The organism is Metabacillus sp. KJ11-3 (genome assembly GCF_055808295.1).
Map to the genome: position 1 here is coordinate 1,493,967 of NZ_CM147865.1, position 22,680 is coordinate 1,516,646.

Consider the following 22,680-nt stretch of genomic DNA (forward strand, 5'->3'; position numbering starts at 1 on the left):
AGACGTCTATTTATAGACGTCTTTTTATTTTTTTATTTTTGGCAACTTGAAACTTTCATATGACGATCTTAGAAGTTATATCAAAAGAAAGTGAGGCGGTTTTTTGAAACATTCTATTTTGTTTATTGGGGCAGGCAGAATGGCTGAAGCAATCATTGCGGGTTTAACGGCAAGCAGCCGGGAACAAATAAATTCAATTTATGTTTCGAATCAGAAGAGTGTTGAGAGGCTGAAAGAATTGGCAATGAAATATCAAATCCAACCAGTTGAGACATTCGATGATATCATTCATAAAGTGGATCTGATCGTTCTAGCGATTCCGCCCTCAGAGCATGAAGCAGTTCTTAATAAATTAAGCCCTTACATTAATTCGCAATTTGTTGTAACGGTAGCAGCGGGAGTAAGTCCCTCATTTATGGAGAAATTTCTACCGGAAAGAACGGCTGTTGGCTGGATTATGCCGAATACTGCTGCAATGGTTGGACACTCTATTTCTTTATATACATATGGAACATTTGTAAGTGAAAAGAATCATGTTCAAATGGAGTTATTGGTCAACTCAATTGGCATATCACAATATTGCTCAGAAGAAGAGATTCACAATTTAACAGCCATTACGGGTAGTGCACCAGCTTTTTTTTACCTATTTGTTGAAGCTTTAATTGAGCAAACAAAAAGGTACAATGTTTCAAGGGATACAGCGGAAAAATTGGTAAACGAAATGGTAAATGGCTCTGTACAGATGTTAAAAGGAGAATACTCTCCAAAGGATTTGAGAGAGCAGGTCACAACACCTGGTGGAGCAACAGCAGAAGGAATAAACGTATTAAGAAACGGTAACTTTGTTGACTTACTACAACAAGCTGTTATTGCAACTAATAAAAAAGCAAAAGGCGAGAACTAAAAAGAAAAATCCCATGTAGTGAACATGGGATTTCTGCTTTAAAATATTGTTGATAATGAAATTATTCCTTTTTCTGGCTTACTGCTGAAAAGTTTTCCAATACAGGTAATGTACGCTCGTCTTCAACCATTGCGTGTCCACATAAAGGACAGTCCGGATTTTCGTTCGATTTAAAATTATCACGCATCCACCCGTTACAATCATCTGAACCACAAGTCCATATTTTCAAGTTAACCTCTGGTGGCTTTTCGACTTGTTGTTGAAATCTCATATCAACACATCCTTCAGTAAGGAGATTTAGTACTACATACATTATACACATTTTCTCTAACAATATGTATAACTGTTAACTAATTCCTTATATTTCGTTGGTGAATTTAAAAAAAAGATATATCTGACGAGCTCTACAAAAAATGAAAAAGAAGTCAAATCGATTAGGCATTAATCCATTTCTTTAAGTTCTGCAACATTTACTTGAGTTCTCTCTTCAAGTGGTCCTCTAAGATGACAAGTTACCATCTCCTGATCTTCATGCAATTCGTCAATCCAGACAGAAGTTCCGTTATACATGACTTTTATATCTGCAGAAGATGATAAAATCTGCTTTACACGATTAATATCCAATTCAATTACCTCCTAAAAATAATCATTTTATTTTTACCTGTAAGATTCACTTTTATACACATAGAGGTAAATATAAACAAACTCGGCATAATTTAGTTTGTTTACTTCTCAGTATTTTTTATAAAAGGGCTAATCTTTTTTATTGAAAGGGATCGCCAAATCCATTCGATCGGACCTTGGTGAAAATAAGACAGCCAATATTTACAAATAATGAGTTGGAAAAGAAAAAAAGGATAGTTATTATAAACCCTTCACTCAAACTTATCTCGTTATAAAGATCAAAAATACGAAAGAAGCTGATTAGAAATACAGATTGGAAAAGGTAGTTAGATAACGACATCCTTCCAACATAACGGAGAGGATATAGAACTTTCTTAACAAATCTGTGATTAAAAAAGATATAAATACTTGTTATGTACAGTATAGTCAAACCTATTCCACTTAAACTTGACAACAAATATATAGTGCCAGGCAAAAAAATATGCGCCAATAAACTCAAGATAAGAAAAACAGGAGCAACAATTAAACTGATTTTCCACCATAATTTAACCTTAATTAAATTTGATGGGGTTCTTTTGTATATGCCTTCTTTCCCTATGTATAACCCTAATAAAAACCATGCAAGCACCGGAACAAAAATGAATGGAAATTGTAACAAAACAGGTATGACTTCAATATTTATCCTATACAAAACCCATTCAAAATAAGAACTTTGCTTATAAATTGAAAGATAGGTTGAAAGCATGTTAGAATAATCACTTTTTTCAATTAATGTAAAGGTTGGTAAAAAGGAATTCCAGCTAATATAGACATGATAAACCGCTAATAATGCAAATCCCCAATATAAAATCGTTTTACTGGAAACTTGATAAAATAACAGTAACAAGATGCTGGTTAAAGCATAAACGTGAAGAATATCTCCATACCAAACAAAAATAAGGTGTATCAATCCAATAAAAAAAAGGATCATCATTCTTCTAGTATATAAAAGTACATGAAATCCATTCCGTAAAAAAAGGTAAAAGCTTAAACCAAATAACAATGAAAAAATAGGATAAAACTTCATTTCGATAAATGTTTGATAAAAAATATGAATGATTTTATCAAACCCTTTTACATTTGGGTTGATCCTGTATAATGATTGAAGAAATTCTGGAGAATAATAGCTTTTCATATTTATAAAAAGAATGCCCAAAAGAGCAAATCCCCGGATCACATCAATCAACACGATTCGATCTTGTGCTTTCATATTTTTCCCTTTCTTTCCTATTCTGGCATAAAAAATAAACTTCCACAGATGATAATAATAATAATAACCTTTGTATAGGGAGGCCTCCAAAATATATGGATTTGAACTTGATATGGAAAAGTGTTGTGATTGTCATAGGTGGTACGGTCCTGTTAAGAGTTGCAGGTCGAAAGTCCATTTCTCAAATGACTCTTTCCCAAGTGGTCATTATGATAGGAATTGGATCTCTGCTTGTGCAGCCATTAGTCGGAAAAAATGTATGGTCTACATTAATTGTAGGATTAACTTTGGTTGTTACCTTAGTTATTGGTGAATATAGTCAGATAAAATCTGATAAGCTTGAAAAATTTATATCGGGAAAATCAAAAGTGTTAATAGATAATGGGAAATTACAAACTGATCAATTAAAAAAGTTGCGTTTATCTATTGATTTGTTAGAAATGAAGTTAAGGCAATCAAATGTTACTAATATGAATGATGTGAAATATGCAACCTTGGAACCAAATGGACAAGTTGGATTTGAATTAAAGGAACAAAAAAAACCTGCAACAAAAGAAGACATCACCTTCATCTTAGAAGAAATCCAACAACTAAAACAAATGATGGGCATCCACCCAATTAGAACAGCTACAAATACACAACAAGAACTTCCATCTTCATCGGCAACGACATTATTTACTGAGGTTGTGAAAAATAAAAATAATCCTCAACCACCCCGAGAATTACAGTAATATCACAAAGTACTGGCTATATTTTAACACGAAAAATCTACCAATCAGAAAAGTTGGTAGGTTTTTGGTTTAATCTCCAAATAATGTAATATCTGCAAAAGTTTAAATGACCAAAATAAGCACGAATAGACTACTTACTTAATAAAATCAAAAAACACAATTTGTATACGCTTCCATTTTGGTCGCTATCATCAAATATCTTCATTTCCATTTTCGTCTATCACTTTACGATGACCGCCACATAAGTTGTATATGTACTCAGAAAAGAGTCAACTAGAAAATAGTATACGAACCAAAGGAGGTGGTAGGTTTTGGCGTATAGTAAAGGAGATTGGAAAAAAGAGTTTCAAGAAGCAATCCAACTTCATCAACAAGCCATAGATGGTGATAAGCAAGCAGCGAAGAAAGCCTATGAAATACTAAAAAAAGTGAAATTAAAAACTGTTAATCATGCACTTATTGATGCCTATTTTGGTAGTTCTTCCGCTCTAATTGCAAGAGACCATCCAGATTTAATAGAAAAAATGAATCTTGCAAAGAGAGGATTAAAAGTTCTTGATCAAGCTGTCAAAGCAGAACCGAATAATAGTGAAATTAGAGTGTTAAGAGGTAATGTGGCATTTCGCCTTCCGGAAATGTATTTTAAAAGAACGAAAACAGCAATTGAGGATTTTCATTTCCTAATTAAGGAATATGAAAATAATAGGAACAACATTTCAAAGGAGCAATACAATGAGTTTCTATTAAATTTAGGTAGTGCCTATAAAACCTTAGGGGACAATCAAAATGCTGAAAATATATGGGGGAAACTCCTTAAGATGAACAATAGTAAATATAAAAAATTAATTGAAAAAGCAAGGAAGAACGGAGGTGAATAGGATTGCTTTATAATAAAAAAAATGCAGAACTATTAAGAAAACTAGCAAGAGGAAACGGTTATTTGCCCACTTCCAATAAACAGTTTTTGAAAAGTTTACCTATCCCAAATAGTATTTTGGAAATGTCTAATAAAACAACAGAAAGTATAATTAATCACTTGTTGGAAGCTAGAAAAACAGAAAAAAATCTTCCCTCTAAACAAAGCAAAGAGAAAAAAATAACGTTGAACAAAAACAAAAATTAAGAAACACATATGTTGACAGGGATAAACAGTCAACATATGTACCGAATCATCCTAAGATTAGGAATGTAAAAGGAAAAACAACCCCTAAAAACGATAATGAATCTTCAAAGAGAATAACAGAACCTGTAATAAAAAAAGCTGAGACCAAACCAACTACAATCAAAAACATTGCAGAATCAGAAGTAGAAGCAAATCTATCACCATTAGAAGAAGCAATAAAAAACCATGATGAGGGAATAAAAGGAAATAAGCTCTCTGTAAAAAAGGCATATACAGCCTTAAAAGACTTACACGAGAAACATCCAAACGACCTTAAAATTAAATCCTACTTCGGAAGTGCAACAACACTACTAGCTAGAGATGCAAGCAGTGTTACGGATAAAATGAAATATGCGTTAGAGGGTTTAAAGCAATTAGATCAAGTAGTGGAAAAGAATCCGGACTTTATTACTGCAAGAATTTTAAGAGGAAACGTATCCTATCGGTTACCGGAATTATATTTTCAACGTACAGCGACAGCAATCGAGGATTTTAGGTATTTAATAGAGGCTTTTGAATCTAACAACTCAATTTTATCAGAGAGAGAGTATGTTGAGATTTTGAAAAATTTAGTTGGGGCTTTTAAACGTCTTAATCAACATGAAAATGCGCAAAACTACCAAGAAAAATTAAAAGCATTCAAACAAACTGATAACACTAAAGCCCAGAGCGAAACTCAATCTCAAATGATGAATAGTGTAAATGAGACAACTGGAGAAGGATTAACAGAGGAAGCAAAAAACATTTATCTAAATGCTCTTTATGGTGGGCAAAAAGAAGTGAAAGAGGCACTATCATTTTTTGAAGTATTTGTGTTAACGAATACCGAACCAGAAGTAGAAATGACCTATATTGATCTTCAATCAATGATAGGGAGGGATTCTATTAACACCTATGAAATGTTTGGCTCTGCTATAAAGTCTATGAAAGCTATGGATTCTCTCATAAATGAACACCCGACTTTAAGTGAACTTCGATTAATTCGAGCAAGACATAGTTTACGTTTACCGGAGATGTTTTTTAGAAGAGCTGCTATTGCAGTTAGCGATATAGAAATGCTATTAAAAGATACACCCTTTATTGATGGAGCCGAGCTGGCAGTTCACCACCAGTTGCTATTTGATTTAGGATACGCTTATGAAAAGCTGGAGATGTTGGAAAATGCTCAGGAAATCTGGAATAAATTATTGAAAATGCAACCAAGTGAGGAACTGAAAAATAGAATACAAGAAAAAATAGATGTTCATTCATATAAAGAAATTGACATCCGTATCTTCTCGGTTTACTCCCAAGAGAAAATGTACAGCAAAGCAAAAGAAATTCATTTGGTGGGAGCGAAAGGGAGTCGAATAGCTGCAAAGCAAAGTTTGGAAGTATGGGAACTAGCGAGAAAGAGATTTCCAAATTGTGAGATTGCGAACACCTATTATGCTGCCTCCGTAGCTTTAATGGGTAAATATGCTAGTGATCCCCAGGAAATGTTTGGAGAAACGATAAAGGCATTAAAAATGTTAAAAACATCTATTAAATCCAATAATCCTGAATTGAAGTATTTGCGTGGATGCATCTATAACAATTTACCTGAAGGTTTCTTCCATTCAAGTGACAAAGCAGTAAGGGACTTTAAAGCTGTTAAATTAGCATATGAACAAAACAGTGAGAACCCCCCGATCACACAAGAACAATATGTAAAACTGCTTTATGATTTAGGTCATCTCTACAAAAAAACTAGTTTTGTAGATAAAGCGTTGAAAACATGGAAAACTCTTATAAATGAAGCACCACAATCACATTATGCTCAGCAAGTAGCAAGCCAGGTAGGTGAAGAAATATGAGTTCTTTATTTGAAAAAAGTTAAAGAAGATACGAATGCCTTTAACGATCAAACGCTTCTTTAATGGATCGGTTCATCCAGATAAGATGTCTCAACAGCAGATTGAGACCTATCATGTTGAATCATTAAAACAAATTGTCAAAAAAGCATATGAAAAAAATGAGTTTTACCGTCAGAAACTAGATGAAGCAAACGTGAAACCAGGTAATATTAAAAAACTAAGTGATTTAAGTAAGCTACCATTTTTAACAAAAGATGAATTAAGAGGAAAGCCTTATATTTTATTAACTTGTGATAAAAAAGATATCGCCCTTGTGCAAGTATCAACAGGCACAACAGGTGGAGAAGAAATCTATATGATGTACACATGGAATGATTACTATTTACACGATCTTGCTCCCAGATATCCGGAATTATTTGAGGTCAACCCCGGAGATGTTTGTTTAAATGCACTGCCATATGAAATGAGTGCAGCAGGATTAGCTTTTCATAAAACGTTCATGGAAGGCTGTGAAGCAACGGTTATCCCTGCTGGTAAAGGTGGAGCTTATTCTACACCGAAGAAGACGCTAAAAATGATAAAAGATCTTAAGCCAAATGTCGTTATAACAACTCCATCATGGGCTATGTTACTTGCTGAAGAAGCAGCTGAGCAGGACTTTGATTTGCAAAGTTTGCAATTAAAAAAACTTTGGATTACGGGTGAAGGATGTTCACCGGCATTTCGTCAAAGATTAGAAAATCTTTGGGGAGCTACCGCTAACTTCTTTTATGGAAGTCTAGAATGCGGAGTTCTTGGGATTGAATGTGATCACCATAATGGCTACCACCTTGCCCAAGCACATGCAATTGTGGAGATTGTTGATCCAAAAACAGGTGAACCACTCGATGAAGGGGAAATTGGCGAGATTGTTGTAACTAGTGCTCTTCGTTATGATACGCCAATTCTTCGTTTTCGTACTGGCGATCTTGGCTATATTGAGTCGGAAAGCTGTCCGTGTGGAGTTACAATGCCAAAGTTCTATCTTCGCGGAAGGGTAGTAGATCAAATTAAGTACAACGGAACCTCTCTGTCCCCATTTTATCTTGAGGAGTTTTTAATGCGCGAGCCTGAAATAGGAAATTGGTTTGAATTTGTATTAACTCGTGATGGTGATAATGAGACCATTCATGTGCGCTGTGAACTCGCTGATGGAGTTGAACCATCAGAACATTTAGCTGATTCTTTAGCTAGTAAACTTGAATTTGCTTCAGGCATTCCATTTCAATTGGAATTTGTTAATAAGCTTCCACGGCCACAAGGAAAAACAGTTCGTGTTGTTTATGAATAGGGGGTGAAAAGATGATTATTGATGCCCATACACATCTTTCAAATACCGAATACGGAAACACGGAAACGTATTTGAAATTGATGAAAGAGGCAGGGATAGATGAGGCAGTAGCTGTACCAGGTGCAATGCTGGATGTCCGAAAAATGACAGAATATATTACAGGACGTTCAAAACCGGATAATCCGGTTCCCGACAACCTATATGTTGAAAAAGCATCCAAAGCAAATCAACAAATTCATGGATTTATTTGTCTTAATCCGCATGATAAAGATGTTCTTTCTCAATTGGAAAGAGGAAAAAAACAAGGGTTTAAAGGCTTAAAATTATCACCGTTATCACATCAATTTTCCTTTGCATCTAAGGGAGTAACAGGTTTAGCTGAATTATGTGGAAATTATGGGTTTCCAGTTTATTCTCACGTCGTTTACAGTCCTGGAGCTTCGACAGCAAAATTTGTTCAATTAGCAAAACAATTTCCAAAAACCAATTTTATTATCGGACATATGGGATTTGGTCCTGCTGATCAAGAAGCACTTGAAGCTGCAGCAGTTATGCAGAACTTTTATTTAGAAACGTCAACAGGAAATTATCTTCACATTCAAGAATCAGTAAAAAAAGTCGGCTCATCAAAGGTGATTTTTGGATCAGAATACCCGCTGTCACACCCTGGAATTGAACTCGAGAAAGTTTTAAAGCTCAATATCAGTGACCGGGAGCGGGAAGAAATTTTAAGCCAAAATATAAAACATTTATTACAAATGAAATAGAGGTGTGTTTGTAGATGAACACACAGAAGAAAATCAATGCTATAAATGAAATCCTAACTTATGCCAAAACATCCCCATATTACTCTAAACGCATTCAAATCCCACTACTGTATTCCCTTAATGACCTAAAAACAATCCCGTTAACGACTAAAGCTGATCTTAGAGAACAATCACCTTTTGGTTTACTGCCTGATTCTAATATGTCGTTATCTCAATACCATGAATCATCCGGAACAACAGGAACACCTGTTTCGGTATGGTATTCAGAGACTGATCTTGACGAAATTACTAGAGGTATTGCAAGGTGTGGAGTCAATTTTAACCGCCATGACCGAGTTCTCATCCGCTTTCCATATGCACTATCAACAATATCACATTTTATGCACCGGTCTGTTCAGATGCAGAGTGGGTGTGTGATTCCAGCAGATAGTCGTACAACTGTTACACCTATGCCAAAGGTGATTGATCTAATGAAAAGATTAAATATAACAGTCCTTGCGTGTATTTCATTACAGGCTATTATGCTGGCGGAAATGGCAGAAATGCATGGTCTTGAACCTAAAAAAGATTTTCCTTTTTTAAGAGCAATATGTACAGCAGGTGAACCACTAACACCTTATCGCAGGAAGTTAATTGAAGATATCTGGGGAGTTCCAGTGTTTGATAACTATGGTATGACAGAGGTCGGCACAGCGATGGTTGATTGTACTCAACAGCAATTGCACATGTTTGAAGATTATTTTCATGTTGAGATTTTAAAAGATGATTTTGAAACTGTTGTAAACCCTGGTGAATGTGGAAATCTTGTCATTACAACTCTCCGTAAAAGAGCTACACCAATGATTCGGTATGCAACAGGAGATATTGTTCAGGAGATAAACAGCTCTTGTTCATGTGGTAATGGTCGTTCATTTGTCATTAGAGGCAGAAAAGAAAATCTGATAACGATTGAGTCAGTTTCATTTGACCTGTACGAATTAGAGAAGATAATTGCTCCATTACCTGCAAGACGATTTTGGTCTGCGGGAAAGATTACCAATACACTCTATCTATTTATTGAAAAGGAGTCTAGTACTGATACGATTCATGTGAATGATATTGAAAAGTTGAAGAAAATATACGGGGTTAACATTTCTATTATTCTTTTAGATAAAGGAACCTTGTACGACAGAACAGATGAAGTTTCCTTCGGGATGAAAGGGAAGCCCCGTTACTTTTTAACTGACCAAGAAACGGTAAATTTATTAAACAAAATTAAAACTAATTAGTTTGGAAGGAGTAAGGATAGATGCAACAAAAAGCTAGGCAAGTATGGTATGACGGAAGAGGAGTATCAGTAGAAAATATGGATGTGTGGGAGTTAATCAACCATTCACCAATTGATAAAGTGTTGGTATCTGTACAACAACGCCAAGAAGGTTATTTTCCACAAAAAATGACGTTCATGACTGAAGTTGAAAACAGTGAACAATTAGAGGAAGTCCCTGCTGGAGATGTCATTTTTTCTAATAAGGAAGAGGTATTAGCAGAAGCGAAAAAACAAGGGTTTCAAACATGTATCTTTTATTCTGTTGATAATAGAGAAATGTTAGAACGCTGCTCAAGAGAAGCAAGTGAGTATGATTTTGCGGCTGTTGACTTTGATTTACCGACAAATATTCCACTAGAGTTAATTATTGCCCGTTTAGAGGAAAGCAATACTGTCCTTTTAAGAGCAGTAAATACAGCAATTGATACAGAGATCGCTTATGGAACACTTGAAAAAGGTAGTGATGGCGTATTATTTGCTACATCAAATGTTATTGAAGTGAAAAGATTAACTGAATTTATGTCAAAACAAAGTTTACCAAACCTTGAATTGCACCCAATGGTCGTAACTGAGGTGATGCATGCAGGGATGGGTGTCCGTGCATGTATTGATACCACTGGTATTATGACCCAGGATGAAGGGATGATCATTGGATCAACTTCTGGTGCTGTTCACTCATATGTATGGCAGCCTGAGGATGCAGCTGAATATTTAAGTGATTTAAAAGCTGGAGATAAGGTGCTGTGTGTGAATACAAAAGGTGAAACTCGTGTGTTAACAGTTGGGCGTATAAAAACAGAGGTTCGTCCAATGTTGCTCATCAAAGGTAAAGTAGGAGAGCGTGAATTAAACGTAATCGTACAAGACGACTGGCACATTCGTATTATGAGTGCAGACGGTAAACCGCGTAATGCTTCTACGATACAACCGGGTGATGAATTATTATCATATATTTGTGAACCAGGCAGACACGTTGGTGTAAAAGTAAGTGAAACAATTATCGAAAGATAGAACATTGGAGGAATTAGAATGTCCGGAAAAGAAATTCGTCTAAAGAAGCTTTACCATCATTCCGACAAACTACTCATTGTCCCGATGGACCATGGAATTACGATTGGTCCTGTTAAAGGGTTAACAGATATTAACAAAACAGTTGAAGCTGTATTCGACGGTGGTGCAGATGCTGTTGTCGTTCATAAAGGGCTTGTTCGATATTTAACTGGTGCAATTGGTTCAAACAAAGGTGAACTTATCATTCATTTATCAGCATCAACAGCTTTAGCTCCTGAATCTCAATCAATGCGAAAAGAACTGGTTTCTTCAGTAGAGCATTCGATTCGATTGGGTGCAACTGCTATTTCAACACATGTAAACCTCGGATCACCTTTTGAAGCCGAACAAATAAAGGATGTTGGTTTAATTGCAGAAGAATGTGATAAGTGGGGCTTGCCATTATTAGCTATGATGTATGTTCGTGACGGTTCCAGAGTGCATGAATTTGACCCGGACCGTATCCGTCATGCTGCACGTGTAGCCGAGGAGCTTGGAGCAGATATTGTGAAAGTCAATTATAGTGGTTCATCTGAGACATTCAAACAAGTCGTTTCCGGTGTGAAAATCCCTGTGTTAATCGCTGGTGGAGAAAGACTATCATCAAACGGTGATTTAATCACGATGATTGACGATGCAGTAAATGCTGGTGCAAATGGGATCTCAATAGGTCGAAACATTTTTCAAGATGATGATCCAAAGAAATTATGTAAAAATATCCGATCTATTTTAAATCAATCATGAGGTGAAATATGGAGAAACAACAATTCACAAACGAAGCAATTGGTAACTTATCAAAGAAAATCGCAGAGTTAAAGAAACAAGGAGCAACCGGTGACCAAATTCAAGGTGCTGTATTCGATATGTTACGTGATATTGGAATTAATATCCCTTTAGATAAACTACCGGAGAATTTTAGAGCCGGAAAAGATGAAAATGAATAGCAAAGAATCGCTAAGAAAATGATTAAGTAGGAGAGATTGGACCATAGTCTGATCTCTTTTTTGTATGGTTTCAAGAAAATCAGCCAAACTAACATGGGAAAAAACAAAAAATTGGAGGGAAACTTCATGTTAAAAAAGCTTTTTCTTGCAACATTTGTCTTATTTATGGTGATGCCTTCTGTATCACATGGGCAAATTAAAACCTTTAAAGAACCGCCATTTGAATTTTACAAAGTATCAAAAGGTGATACTTTCTGGTACATAGCCCAACGATATGGGTTAGATTACCGGAAGTTAATGGAATTAAACCCTAACGTTGAACCAAGAAATATGCATGTAGGAGAGGTAATCCGTCTTAAACCTTCAGCTAAAAGTGTTAGTAGCTTCCAAGAGCAAGTTGTTCAACTAGTAAATCAAGAACGCGCCAAAGCAGGATTAAGACCTTTAACACATCGAGCGGATGTGAAAAACGTAGCTCAGAAAAAAGCAGAGGACATGATTAATTCAAATTACTTCTCACACACAAGTCCAAATTACGGATCACCTTTTAATATGCTAAAAACATTTGGAATTAGCTATTCGTATGCAGGAGAAAATATTGCAAAAGGTCAAAAAACCCCACAAGAAGTAATGAATGCCTGGATGAACTCATCAGGTCATCGTGCAAATATCTTAAAACCTGAATTTGATGCAATTGGAGTAGGGTTCTATCATGGTGCATGGGTGCAAATGTTTATTAAGGGTAGATAAGTATAAATAAGGACAAATCCTCTTCTATTATAAGAAGAGGATTTGTCGATTTGTAAAGGTTTATGTCTGATAAAAGATAAAATATCAGAATCGAAGATAAAAAATCAACAAGTTAAAAAAAGGCAGCTGTTTTATAGCACTGACTGCCTAAAAATCAAGATGTTTTACTTAAAAACATCTCGACCATCCGCTCCTACGGAGTCATCAGTATTTGTTCGGGAATTAATCTCTTCATCATTTTTATAATTTCCATGTGAAGGCTGTCTGGAGCCGAGATATTGCGATTTATGTTTTGCTTCAGCCTTTATAAATTCACCAAAGTTTTCGTTAACCATTAACTCCACTCCTTTTTCAATTAATAGAGGCTTTATTAGGGTGTCCAATCAGAATATTTTCATGACAAACCAATAAAAAGAGCACCGCAACATGCGATGCTCTTAGCAAATTATATTTAATTAAAATCTACCAGTTCCGCCGCTCATTTGTTGCTGAGCCATAGATACTAAGCGTTTTGTAATTTCGCCACCAACAGAACCATTTGCACGAGATGTTGTTTCTCCACCAAGATTTACACCGAACTCACTTGCGATTTCGTATTTCATTTGGTCGATCGCTTGAGAAGCACCAGGTACTACTAATTGATTAGAATTGTTGTTACTGTTGCTTGCCATAATAAATCCATCTCCTTTTAAAAATGTATTGTGTGGTGGGTTAGGGTGGATTTGCACCATCCATTAACCATCTAGGTTAACCCTTAAAAAAGTTATTTGCTTTTGTTGATATTTAATATAACTCGGTTACAAATTATTTATGCAGTGTTTATTTATGAAAGTTTTTCCATTAAAAACGGGTAATCCGTTGTTGTTCTAGGAACACTACAAGTAAAAATATTTAGGAGGAAAAGTTCATGCCTACCGTAGAATTAGAAAACGGACAAAGCATAGCCTATGATGAAATTGGAGAGGGAGTGCCGGTTGTTTTTATTCACCCACCAGGTATGGGTAGACATGTTTTTTATTTTCAAAAAAATCTAAGTCAAAGTATGAGATTGATCATACCTGATTTATCAGGACATGGTGATAGTTCACATGTTGAACCAGTTGATAATTTAGTGAAGTACTATGCAGAAGAAATGATCTTACTCTTAGATAGATTAGGAATTGATTGTGCTATTGTTTGTGGATATTCTGCAGGAGGAATGATTGCACAGTATATGAGTGTTCATTACAAGGAACGATTGAAAGGGCTAATTTTATTTGGAGGATACCCAGCTGTAGTAAATCCGCTATTTCAATTAGAGCATAAAATGGGAATGTTTCTTGTTAGACATCATCGTGATTTTCTTTGTAATTTGTTAGCAATAAGTCATACAAGAAATAAGTATGTAAGAAATATGCTTGTAGAGCATATGCGGAAAGCTCAGAAGGAAGCATGGTATAACTATTATTTCGATGTCTTAAATTGTAATCTTATGAAAGAACTTAAAAAAATCTCTGTCCCGGTTTTAATCATTGATGGATCAAAATCAGAATTAACGAATACCTACCATACTTATTATAAAAAAGGATAAAACACCTCCGTGTTGTAATCATTAACAAAACAAATCATCAAGTCCCAACAAAAAGATGGAAGATAGCAAACAAAGAGATCGAATTATTTTGTGGGAATATAACAAATAAGGCAGGAAAAGCAGAATAAATGCTTAATTATATAGGTTAGTACATCTTTGAATCCATTGGAGGAAAACGCTGTCAAATAATGTGATATAATGGTTTAGATATCTTCTAATATAAAGATAAGATTGATAAGAAAGAGGAGAGATATTGTGAAGGTTTTAAAAGATGTTTTTGGAGAGTTAAAAGGGGAAAAAGTCTACTCTTTTACGTTAGAAAATCGTAACGGAATGAAAGTATCATGTATCACGCTCGGATGTATTATCACAGACATTGTCGTACCAGATAAGAATGGTAAAATGGAGAATGTAGTACTTGGTTTTGACAATGTTGAAAGTTACATAAAAGATTCTCCTTATTTCGGAGCTGTTTGTGGACGTGTAGCAGGGAGAATAAGTAACGGACATTTTGAACTAGATGGTCAACTATATGAATTGCCAAAAAATGATGCTAATAATCATTTACATGGCGGACCAGAAGCCTTTGATAAAAAGCTTTGGGATGCTCACGAAATAAATGAGACTGACGCAGTAGGAGTGGAGTTCTCTTATGTTAGCAAAGATGGAGAGAACGGGTATCCTGGAAACCTATCTGTTAGAATTACATACATTTTAAATGAGCAAAATGAGCTTTCTATTACATATCATGCAACTACTGATAAGAAGACAATAGTTAATTTAACAAATCATAGTTATTTTAACTTAAGTGGAGATCTAAAAGATGATATTCTATCACATAAATTACAAGTAAAGAGTAATGAAATCCTTGAGTTAAATTCCAATGTAGTACCAACTGGAAAGTTTATAAATGTTAAAAATACACCTTTTGACTTCAATACTGGTAAGAAGATTGAGGAAGCAATATCTTCAACTCATGAGCAAATTCAACTCGTGGGTCAAGGTGTGGACCATCCATTTCTTTTAGATAACCATCAAAATGAAGAAATTGTGTTAATCGACGAAAAGAGTGGAAGAAAGCTTACTGTGGAAACAGATCAACAAAGTGTTGTCATCTACACGAGTAATATGCTTGAGGAGCCATTTGACATTAGAGGAACAAAAGCTAGAAGGTACATGGGTGTTTGTTTGGAAACTCAAGGTCTTCCAGATTCAATAAATCATCCACAATTTTCACCATGTATCTTAGATACTGGGGAAGAGTACAAAACATCCACAACTTATAAATTTAATGTTTTAAAATAAAAATTCAAGCCCCTCAAAAAAATGAGGGGTCTTTTAGTTATTCCCCATACGGATATGAAACGCGAATGCTATCAATTGTACCAGGCTCATCCTGCACCGTGTTTAATGACTCCATGTATTCCTCAAACTCTTTTTGTACATCTGCCGGGGCTCCTTTTTTTAAATGCCAATTTCCAGGCTCATCAACGAAAAAATTACTATACATAAAATCTGGTTTTTTAATAGTTATGAGAATCCCTCCATTTATCTTCATTATGTTTAGCTTTTACTTAATTGGAGGGATAAACTCAAATTTTTACGTTGTAAAATTTTGAAGGGAGATGAATGATTTCATAACCTGAACCTCACGTCATAAAAGGTTATTTACCTGCTAATTGTTGTTTCTTTTTCCTTTTTATCTGATGATTGGTTGTCATTGTTTCTTGTTGAAGCAGATCTATTAAAGAATTGGGCAAAATAACCTGTAATTTGCCTGTAGTTTTCTTCTATCTTTTCAACAACAAAACTAATCCTTTCGAAAATTGTAGTTCTTAAGCTATCCAGTTCACGAGATGTTTTTAAATTTATGGCTTCCTGCTGATCAATGCGATCTAATATTGTTTTATGAAACGTTTCTTGAATTTCGATTGTCTTTAAAATTTGGTCATTAATTTCTTTTTGACTAACTAATTGTTCATTTACATTAGAATGTTGTTCTTTGAATTGGTCAATTTTGTTTGCGAGCTGATGCATAGCAGTATCCTGAAGTGTAAGTTGATCAATTATTGCTTGATTTATTAATCCTTCTTCTTCATATTTTTTTAGTATATCTTTGTTAAATGAGTCGATCGCCGTAAATTTTTGAAAGAACAATTCGTTAGCTTCTTCTTGCTTATTTATGTTTTCAAGCAATGGTAATGTTCGATTTTCCTGATCAACCAGTTGTTTTGTTAATTGTTGAAAATGCTTTTGTTGTTCATGTTTTGTTTGATGAAGTAAAGAATTTAATGAATTAGAAGCATTTTTTAGTTCTCCGTTCATTGTTTGTTGATTTTTAATAAACTCTTGTAAATAATTCTTCCTAAATGTCGGTTGATTGGATGTTGCTTCAACTTTCGTTGGTTGTTTATATAGAAGTGGATTTTGTTGATTTTTTATATAGACCAATGAAACTCACTCCTTTCACACTTCTTTTAAAATGATGTTAATATCATATGAGTGAGCAGGGCTGTTTGATAAGTTTTTTTTTTGAACGAACAAAAAAATGTAAAGAGATTGCAGAAAGAAGGACATACTACAAATGAAATTAAGTTGAAGGTGGTATGGAGAATGAGTATGGAGTGGTTCGATCGTGTTAGTAGTGAACTTCAAGATCATTTAGAATCGATATGTGAAAAGTATGATCAAGAAGGAAATATGTCAATAGATCGTGGTGCAAAGCACCCTCGGATTGAGTTTTTTATTGAAACAGAGGATGATGATCGAGAATATTTTTGCACTTTGTTTTTTGACCCTTATAATGAGGAATTCTATTTTGAAACATTTGACTTTGAGTATGAGCAAACCACAAGGACAATTTTAGCTGATATTGAAGAAATTATTGAAGCAGTCCATGAAAGCTTTCATGTGTACATAAATGATGAGCTAGATGAAGAATTTGCTGATGATGTTATAGATGAGGAAGAAACAGATATTTTTGAAGAAATTGATGTGGAGTGGGAAACTCCTGAAGTGACAGCATTTATTTATGAAGATGAGGTAGAAGTCACGTATCAGTTTGGCATTGTTCAAGAAACAGGTGATGGGGTACTACGACGCGTAAACCGCATCAAAACAGAAGATGATGATCTTATCAAAGATGAAACAAATTTTATTTTCAGTAAAGAAGAGGCAAGCACAATTATAGCTATGATTGCGAGTCATATGGATTCTTTGTCTGAATTTGAGCTGTAATGAATATGTTGAACAATATAAGATGTTTTAAATGAATGTATTCATTTTTAGCATCTTTTTTCGTTTTATTTGGCCTTATAATGGATATTGTTGGGTTTCAAAAAGAAAATGTTAATAGAAACATTAGAGAATGTAGGAGTTTTTAAAAGATATATCGAACTAATTAATAGGTATGTTATGAAGGGCGGGGTTATATGAATTCTTTTGAAGAAACTAAAAAATTCGAACAGGAAAGAATTGATTTTATATTACATAAGATAAAAGCTGATTTAATCGCTTTAACAGAAAAAACGTCTACTGTTAAAACAGATATAGTGTCAATGCGCAAAAACTTTTGGGAAGATGTTACGGTAAATCTTGATGATGCAGTTGAAGCAAGCGAAACAGCAGCAAGCATCAAACAGCAAGCGGAATTTTTATCTGAACGGGAACACCGTCATAAACATCTTCACCGAGATCTAAAAAACCTGCAGAGATTAATGGACACCCCTTATTTTGCAAGAATTGATTTTCTTGAAAAAGGTGAGCAAGTGATTGAGAGCATTTATCTTGGAATTGCCTCTTATATAGATCGAAAAACCGATGAATTCCTGATCTATGATTGGCGAGCTCCTATTTCGAGCCTTTATTATGACTATTCTCTTGGTCAAGCAGAATTTAAAGCACCAGGTGGCACAGTTAAAGGTGAGCTTACTTTGAAAAGACAATTTATCATAAAAGACGCTGTTATTGAAGGGATGTTTGATACAGGTATTACGATAGGGGATGAGTTGCTGCAGGAGGTATTAGGGAATCAATCAAATACACAAATGAAAAGTATTGTAGCAACAATTCAACAGGAGCAAAATCAAGTGATTCGTAATGAAAAGGGTAAGTTACTTATTGTTCAAGGTGCTGCGGGGAGCGGAAAAACATCTGCAGCTCTTCAACGAGTAGCGTATTTATTGTATAAATATCGTGAAACCCTAGAGGCGGAAGAAATTCTTTTATTTTCTCCAAACCTTATGTTTAATAGTTATATTCGAAATGTGTTACCTGAACTTGGTGAAGAAAATATGCAACAAACAACATTTCAACAATATCTTGAGCATTTTTTGGCAAAGGACTTTGAGGTAGAAGATCCGTTTACACAAATGGAATACATGCTTACAGCAACTAGTGATGATAATTATGATATAAGACGGCACTCAGCAAAGTTTAAATCATCCTTTCAATATATGACATTAATTAATCATTACCTTGAGCATTTAAGTAAAGAAGGGCTCGTTTTTCATGACATTATTTTTAGAGGAGAACTGGTAATTTCCTCAGAGCAAATCAAATCACATTTTTATTCAATAAGTAAGACAATTCCTACCCCAAATCGCATAAAGCTTTTGACAGATTGGCTCCTAGGTGAATTAAAAACGATTGAAAAAAGAGAAAAGAAAAAGGCTTGGGTAGACGAAGAAATACAGTATTTAAGTAAAGAAGAATATCAATTTTATTATGAAAAGTTAAGTAAACAGAAGCGTTTTACACAAGACACCTTTGATGACTATGACAGGGAACAAGAAATGCTTCGAAAATATGTTGTCAAACGTCATTTAAGTCCTGTTAGAAAACAAATCAAGACTCAAGCGTTTCTAAATATGAAAAAAATGTATGAGCAGATTTTCGAACTTGACCCGAAGACTTTACTTGGAGAAGAAACCTTAAATCTTTCAATGGAAACATGGGAGGGAGTAAGTTCGTTTACTTTAAAAGAGTTAAAACGTGATAGACTACTTTATGAAGATGCAACACCTTTTTTATATTTAAAGGAGAAGATCATTGGATTCCAAGTGAATACGAGTGTGAAATATGTGTTTATTGACGAGGCACAGGACTATTCCGCATTTCAATATGCTTTTATTAATCACTTATTCCCAAACGCACGACTAACTATTTTAGGGGATATGAATCAGGCAATTTATGCTCATAACTCTCAATCTGGTATAGATGCATTAAAAGAACTTTTTCCAGATGTGAGGGGTGAAACCATTATCCTAACGAAAAGCTATCGCTCAACAAAACCAATTATTGAATTTACTCGTGAGCTTTTAGACAGTGCAAAATCCATCATTCCCTTTAACCGCGATGGAAAAAAGCCAATTGTGATCAAAAAAGATAATCAGGAAGATTTGCTCAGAGGAATTATTGAAAAAGTGAATTCTTTTCAACAATACAAGACGGTTGCGATCATATGCCAATCCGCTCAGGAAGCAGAGGTTGTTCATAATAAATTACAATCAGAGTTAGAGGTACAATTAGTAGATAAACGTAGTAATGAATATAATGAAGGCAATGTAATCATTCCTGCTTATTTGGCAAAAGGTATCGAGTTTGATGTAGTCATTATTTATGATGGTTCAAATGTAGTTTACGGGAGTGAACAAGTGAAAAACCTATTTTATACTGCTTGTACAAGAGCTATGCATGAACTGGTTATATTCTCAAGGGGAAACATTTCTTCATTAGTCGAAAATGTCCCAAATCATCTGTACACAAAGGAGTCGTAGTATTGAATAAAGAGGATATGGAAGTTCTTGCAAATATCCGATATATGAAGGTAACAAGGGTTATTGAAAACAACGTTCAAAACCATAAGGAAGAGGAACATGTTATCACGTTAACAACAAAAGGAATTGAAACCTCATGTGATATTTTTTCCCTTGCAGAAGTATTAGATATTTCATTCCGTGATTTTTCACAGCAACTAGGTCTTTTATATCTTCATACAACAAAGGGTATGTATTCCTACACTGTAAGAATAAATCCACAAATTTTTATAAAAAAATTTAAAGAAGTAAAGGAATGGAAAAAAACGGGACAAATTCTTTATGAAAATGTCCCGTTTTTGTTAGAGTCTTAGTTATTCATTTTCTCCAACGCTTTTCTCTTAATAAAAAGTGAGAACTCTTCTTTACTAACACCGGATTTCATCGCTTCGTTAATAAGGAGAATTAATTTATTATCGATATTCGTTTTTTTCTGATCTGTCAAGTGATCCCACCCCCATTAATATGTAAAGAAAGTAATCTTAATACTTTACCCATAAGTATTAAAGGTGAAACATACATTTATATTTTTTAAGTTACTATTAAGGCCTTTACAAAAAAACTGCCCGCTTTTCGGCAGTCTGTAACTTATTTTATATCCTTACAAGTAAAACCTTGTTGATGCAGCATTTTGGGAACGTCTGGATATTGGTTATTATAATGCTTTTCTTGATAAAATTTAGATATTCTATATGACCAATTATTTTCGTGGTTTCCATTTGTTCTTTTTAGTTGATGTTGTTTGAATATCTCATTATATGATTTAATATATTGAGTCTGATTAGAGTTGTACCTTTCGTCATGTCGAAATGCTTCTTTTGGAAGTCGGGGGTTAAGTCCAGGGTCTTCTGATGGGTAACCCACACATAAACCTGCAATAGGAATAACATATTTAGGGATTTCTAACAGCTCAATGACATCTAATGGATTTCTTCGTATGCCACCAATTGGTACTGTACCCAACCCAATTGATTCTGCAGCAGCTATAGCATTGCCCATGGAAATCCCAACATCAGTTGCACCAACAAGTAATGCATCAGTATCGTTTACGACTTCAAATGACATACCTTCCAGCTCACTTGCCAGTTTTGCACGATAAAAGTCAGCACAAAATACTAAAAAAACAGGTGCCTGTCTAATATGCTCCTGATTTCCACAATAAGAAGCTAATTGTCTTTTCTTATCTTGATTTTTGATCACAATAACAGACACTTGCTGTCCATGGATCCAAGTAGGAGCAGCCTGTGCTGCTTGGAGGATGTCTTCTAAATGTCCTTCTTCCACAGGTCTATCCTGGTATTGACGAAAAGATCGATGACTTGTTAAAGTATTTAGTACTTCGTTCACTAAAGATATCTCCTAGATAATGATCTTACTAATAACTTTACTTGAAATATAAGTGAGTTTCAAAGATTTAAGTTAATATTAATGACAATCCTTTAAAGGTGTGAAAAGTATGAGTAAAAAAATCTTTATTCTGAATCATTTCAGTAAAATGAAAACTTTTCCATTAGGTGAAAAAAAGGGGAATAGAAACAAGCTGGTTGTAGCCCATCGAGGAGCTTCAGGCTATGCACCAGAGAACACGATGGCTGCTTTTGAAAAAGCATTCCAAATGAAATCCGATTATCTTGAAATAGATATACAAATGACCAAAGATGAAAAATTGGTTGTTATTCATGATCCAACTGTAGATCGAACAACGAATGGAACAGGTGAGGTACATCAATATACATATGAAGAGCTCCGTAACTTAGATGCAGGGGGCTGGTTTCATAAAAGATTTACCGGTCAATACATTCCAACCCTGGAGGAAGTAATAGAAACATATAAAAATAAAATGGGTTTACTGGTCGAAATTAAGAATCCGGTCATGTATCCGAACTTAATCTTAAAGTTGAAAGAAGTAATGAAAAAGTGTAATGTAGACCGTCCAATAAACAATGAAATAATCATACAGTCATTTGACTTTGAATGGCTGGAGACATTTCATAAATCCTTGCCAAATATACCACTTGGGCTATTAGTGAAATATAGAGTTCATGGAATATCAAAAGTTCAATTAAGAGATTGGTCTTCTTTGGTACAATACATTAATCCAAATAAAGCATTAATTACTAAGAATTTGGTTAGACGAATTCATTCATACGATATGAAAGTTATGCCATATACAGTGAGAGATAAAAAGTCAATTAAAAACCTATTAGATGCAAATGTGGATGGAATCATTACTGATTTCCCGGATTACTTTAATTAGATAAAGTTGGCATTCAGGGAACCCCTGAATGTCAAAGATTTTCTTGTTGTTGGCCAATTTCCTTCTCTGAAATGATCGAATTTGCTACTTCTTGCTGTTTATGATTGTTCACTGAATCTCCATTACTATTTTTAAAATTTGGAAATGTGCTGTCTGTTTGAATTGTGATGTTTTCATCTTTTGGAGCGTTCGTTAAGTACTTTTCTATGTTTTCCATAAAAAAATCCTCCTTCTTATAAGAGACAGATTAAGTGTTTCTTATCATACATATCTTTTTCCAAAAAATGATTTCTCATACAAAAAAGAGGTTGAAATGGAAGCGCTATAAAACTAAATATAATAGTAGGAACTCATCAAGAATTCCATATCCATAATTTACAAA

The 22,680-nt window shown here is 34.5% G+C and carries 27 protein-coding genes and 1 pseudogene; 18 read left to right on the forward strand and 10 right to left on the reverse strand.

From position 1 onward, the window contains the following. Positions 1 to 103: 103 nt before the first annotated feature. Entirely contained in the window at positions 104 to 904 is an 801-nt protein-coding gene (proC, locus tag AC0L8O_RS07895) for a pyrroline-5-carboxylate reductase (RefSeq protein ID WP_473447202.1), read from the forward strand. 61 nt (positions 905 to 965) lie between these two features. On the opposite strand, the gene AC0L8O_RS07900 is transcribed toward proC, so the two are convergent. The 3 genes and pseudogenes from AC0L8O_RS07900 to AC0L8O_RS07910 form a co-directional block, all read right to left on the reverse strand. After that, complete coding sequence (locus AC0L8O_RS07900; protein WP_026560754.1) at positions 966 to 1,175, reverse strand: cold-inducible protein YdjO-related protein; 210 nt, start codon at positions 1,173 to 1,175, stop codon at positions 966 to 968. Between the two features lie 170 nt (positions 1,176 to 1,345). After that, a complete protein-coding gene (locus AC0L8O_RS07905; protein WP_473447203.1) occupies positions 1,346 to 1,528 on the reverse strand; it encodes a small, acid-soluble spore protein, H family in 183 nt (60 codons plus the stop codon). A gap of 101 nt (positions 1,529 to 1,629) precedes the next feature. Beyond that, positions 1,630 to 2,777: pseudogene (locus AC0L8O_RS07910) on the reverse strand (DUF418 domain-containing protein). Between the two features lie 95 nt (positions 2,778 to 2,872). On the opposite strand from AC0L8O_RS07910, the gene AC0L8O_RS07915 reads away from it, so the two are divergent. The 11 genes from AC0L8O_RS07915 (at position 2,873) to AC0L8O_RS07965 (ending at position 12,655) form a co-directional block, all read left to right on the forward strand. After that, positions 2,873 to 3,508: a DUF421 domain-containing protein gene (locus AC0L8O_RS07915; RefSeq protein WP_473447204.1), complete on the forward strand. Its 636-nt coding sequence runs from the start codon at positions 2,873 to 2,875 to the stop codon at positions 3,506 to 3,508. A 311-nt stretch (positions 3,509 to 3,819) separates the two neighbouring features. Then, positions 3,820 to 4,386 carry a hypothetical protein gene (locus tag AC0L8O_RS07920; RefSeq protein WP_473447205.1) on the forward strand — a complete coding sequence of 189 codons (567 nt, stop codon included), beginning with the start codon at positions 3,820 to 3,822 and terminating at the stop codon, positions 4,384 to 4,386. Between the two features lie 2 nt (positions 4,387 to 4,388). Beyond that, positions 4,389 to 4,631 (forward strand): hypothetical protein, encoded by a 243-nt coding sequence (locus tag AC0L8O_RS07925; protein ID WP_473447206.1) that lies wholly within the window; start codon positions 4,389 to 4,391, stop codon positions 4,629 to 4,631. Positions 4,632 to 5,014: 383 nt separating this feature from the next. Beyond that, entirely contained in the window at positions 5,015 to 6,505 is a 1,491-nt protein-coding gene (locus AC0L8O_RS07930; protein WP_473447207.1) for a hypothetical protein, read from the forward strand. 34 nt (positions 6,506 to 6,539) lie between these two features. Then, entirely contained in the window at positions 6,540 to 7,835 is a 1,296-nt protein-coding gene (locus tag AC0L8O_RS07935) for a phenylacetate--CoA ligase family protein (protein ID WP_473447208.1), read from the forward strand. Positions 7,836 to 7,846: 11 nt separating this feature from the next. Further along, positions 7,847 to 8,602 (forward strand): amidohydrolase family protein, encoded by a 756-nt coding sequence (locus tag AC0L8O_RS07940; RefSeq protein WP_026560760.1) that lies wholly within the window; start codon positions 7,847 to 7,849, stop codon positions 8,600 to 8,602. A gap of 14 nt (positions 8,603 to 8,616) precedes the next feature. Next, positions 8,617 to 9,870, forward strand: coding sequence for a phenylacetate--CoA ligase family protein (locus tag AC0L8O_RS07945; RefSeq protein ID WP_473447209.1), 1,254 nt, complete (start codon positions 8,617 to 8,619; stop codon positions 9,868 to 9,870). Between the two features lie 20 nt (positions 9,871 to 9,890). Next, on the forward strand, positions 9,891 to 10,922 hold the full coding sequence (locus AC0L8O_RS07950; protein WP_473447210.1) for a 3-dehydroquinate synthase II domain-containing protein: 1,032 nt from the start codon (positions 9,891 to 9,893) through the stop codon (positions 10,920 to 10,922). Positions 10,923 to 10,940: 18 nt separating this feature from the next. Beyond that, positions 10,941 to 11,705: a 2-amino-3,7-dideoxy-D-threo-hept-6-ulosonate synthase gene (locus AC0L8O_RS07955; RefSeq protein ID WP_473447211.1), complete on the forward strand. Its 765-nt coding sequence runs from the start codon at positions 10,941 to 10,943 to the stop codon at positions 11,703 to 11,705. 8 nt (positions 11,706 to 11,713) lie between these two features. Then, positions 11,714 to 11,905, forward strand: coding sequence for a hypothetical protein (locus AC0L8O_RS07960; RefSeq protein WP_473447212.1), 192 nt, complete (start codon positions 11,714 to 11,716; stop codon positions 11,903 to 11,905). A gap of 126 nt (positions 11,906 to 12,031) precedes the next feature. Next, positions 12,032 to 12,655: a CAP domain-containing protein gene (locus AC0L8O_RS07965; RefSeq protein WP_264142683.1), complete on the forward strand. Its 624-nt coding sequence runs from the start codon at positions 12,032 to 12,034 to the stop codon at positions 12,653 to 12,655. A 164-nt stretch (positions 12,656 to 12,819) separates the two neighbouring features. Here the strand turns inward: AC0L8O_RS07965 and AC0L8O_RS07970 are convergent, their stop codons facing one another. Beyond that, positions 12,820 to 12,990 carry a hypothetical protein gene (locus AC0L8O_RS07970; RefSeq protein WP_473447213.1) on the reverse strand — a complete coding sequence of 57 codons (171 nt, stop codon included), beginning with the start codon at positions 12,988 to 12,990 and terminating at the stop codon, positions 12,820 to 12,822. A gap of 120 nt (positions 12,991 to 13,110) precedes the next feature. After that, the gene (locus tag AC0L8O_RS07975) at positions 13,111 to 13,326 is read right to left on the reverse strand and encodes an alpha/beta-type small acid-soluble spore protein (RefSeq protein ID WP_026560765.1); all 216 of its coding nucleotides are present in this window, start codon (positions 13,324 to 13,326) and stop codon (positions 13,111 to 13,113) included. Between the two features lie 236 nt (positions 13,327 to 13,562). Between AC0L8O_RS07975 and AC0L8O_RS07980 the strand changes: the two genes are divergently transcribed. Further along, the gene (locus AC0L8O_RS07980) at positions 13,563 to 14,225 is read left to right on the forward strand and encodes an alpha/beta fold hydrolase (protein ID WP_473447214.1); all 663 of its coding nucleotides are present in this window, start codon (positions 13,563 to 13,565) and stop codon (positions 14,223 to 14,225) included. Between the two features lie 255 nt (positions 14,226 to 14,480). After that, on the forward strand, positions 14,481 to 15,530 hold the full coding sequence (locus tag AC0L8O_RS07985; protein WP_473447215.1) for an aldose epimerase family protein: 1,050 nt from the start codon (positions 14,481 to 14,483) through the stop codon (positions 15,528 to 15,530). A 37-nt stretch (positions 15,531 to 15,567) separates the two neighbouring features. On the opposite strand, the gene AC0L8O_RS07990 is transcribed toward AC0L8O_RS07985, so the two are convergent. After that, positions 15,568 to 15,783, reverse strand: a complete 216-nt coding sequence (locus AC0L8O_RS07990; RefSeq protein WP_473447216.1) for a hypothetical protein — start codon at positions 15,781 to 15,783, stop codon at positions 15,568 to 15,570. Positions 15,784 to 15,893: 110 nt separating this feature from the next. Then, the gene (locus AC0L8O_RS07995; protein WP_473447217.1) at positions 15,894 to 16,676 is read right to left on the reverse strand and encodes a hypothetical protein; all 783 of its coding nucleotides are present in this window, start codon (positions 16,674 to 16,676) and stop codon (positions 15,894 to 15,896) included. 162 nt (positions 16,677 to 16,838) lie between these two features. On the opposite strand from AC0L8O_RS07995, the gene AC0L8O_RS08000 reads away from it, so the two are divergent. From AC0L8O_RS08000 to AC0L8O_RS08010, 3 genes are all read left to right on the forward strand, one after another. After that, positions 16,839 to 17,462, forward strand: a complete 624-nt coding sequence (locus AC0L8O_RS08000; protein ID WP_473447218.1) for a hypothetical protein — start codon at positions 16,839 to 16,841, stop codon at positions 17,460 to 17,462. A 194-nt stretch (positions 17,463 to 17,656) separates the two neighbouring features. Beyond that, positions 17,657 to 20,002, forward strand: a complete 2,346-nt coding sequence (helD, locus tag AC0L8O_RS08005; protein ID WP_473447219.1) for an RNA polymerase recycling motor HelD — start codon at positions 17,657 to 17,659, stop codon at positions 20,000 to 20,002. A 2-nt stretch (positions 20,003 to 20,004) separates the two neighbouring features. Further along, positions 20,005 to 20,355: a hypothetical protein gene (locus tag AC0L8O_RS08010; protein ID WP_473447220.1), complete on the forward strand. Its 351-nt coding sequence runs from the start codon at positions 20,005 to 20,007 to the stop codon at positions 20,353 to 20,355. Here AC0L8O_RS08010 and AC0L8O_RS08015 read toward each other — a convergent pair. Both AC0L8O_RS08015 and AC0L8O_RS08020 read right to left on the reverse strand, forming a co-directional pair. Next, complete coding sequence (locus AC0L8O_RS08015) at positions 20,352 to 20,486, reverse strand: hypothetical protein (RefSeq protein WP_473447221.1); 135 nt, start codon at positions 20,484 to 20,486, stop codon at positions 20,352 to 20,354. The genes AC0L8O_RS08010 and AC0L8O_RS08015 overlap by 4 nt on opposite strands. Before the next feature lie 143 nt (positions 20,487 to 20,629). Next, entirely contained in the window at positions 20,630 to 21,388 is a 759-nt protein-coding gene (locus AC0L8O_RS08020; RefSeq protein ID WP_473447222.1) for an NADPH-dependent oxidoreductase, read from the reverse strand. 109 nt (positions 21,389 to 21,497) lie between these two features. Here AC0L8O_RS08020 and AC0L8O_RS08025 point away from each other — a divergent pair, with 109 nt between their 5' ends. Beyond that, positions 21,498 to 22,298, forward strand: coding sequence for a glycerophosphodiester phosphodiesterase (locus AC0L8O_RS08025; RefSeq protein WP_473447223.1), 801 nt, complete (start codon positions 21,498 to 21,500; stop codon positions 22,296 to 22,298). A gap of 31 nt (positions 22,299 to 22,329) precedes the next feature. Here AC0L8O_RS08025 and AC0L8O_RS08030 read toward each other — a convergent pair whose 3' ends face one another. Next, positions 22,330 to 22,515, reverse strand: a complete 186-nt coding sequence (locus tag AC0L8O_RS08030) for a hypothetical protein (RefSeq protein WP_473447224.1) — start codon at positions 22,513 to 22,515, stop codon at positions 22,330 to 22,332. Positions 22,516 to 22,680: the final 165 nt, after the last annotated feature.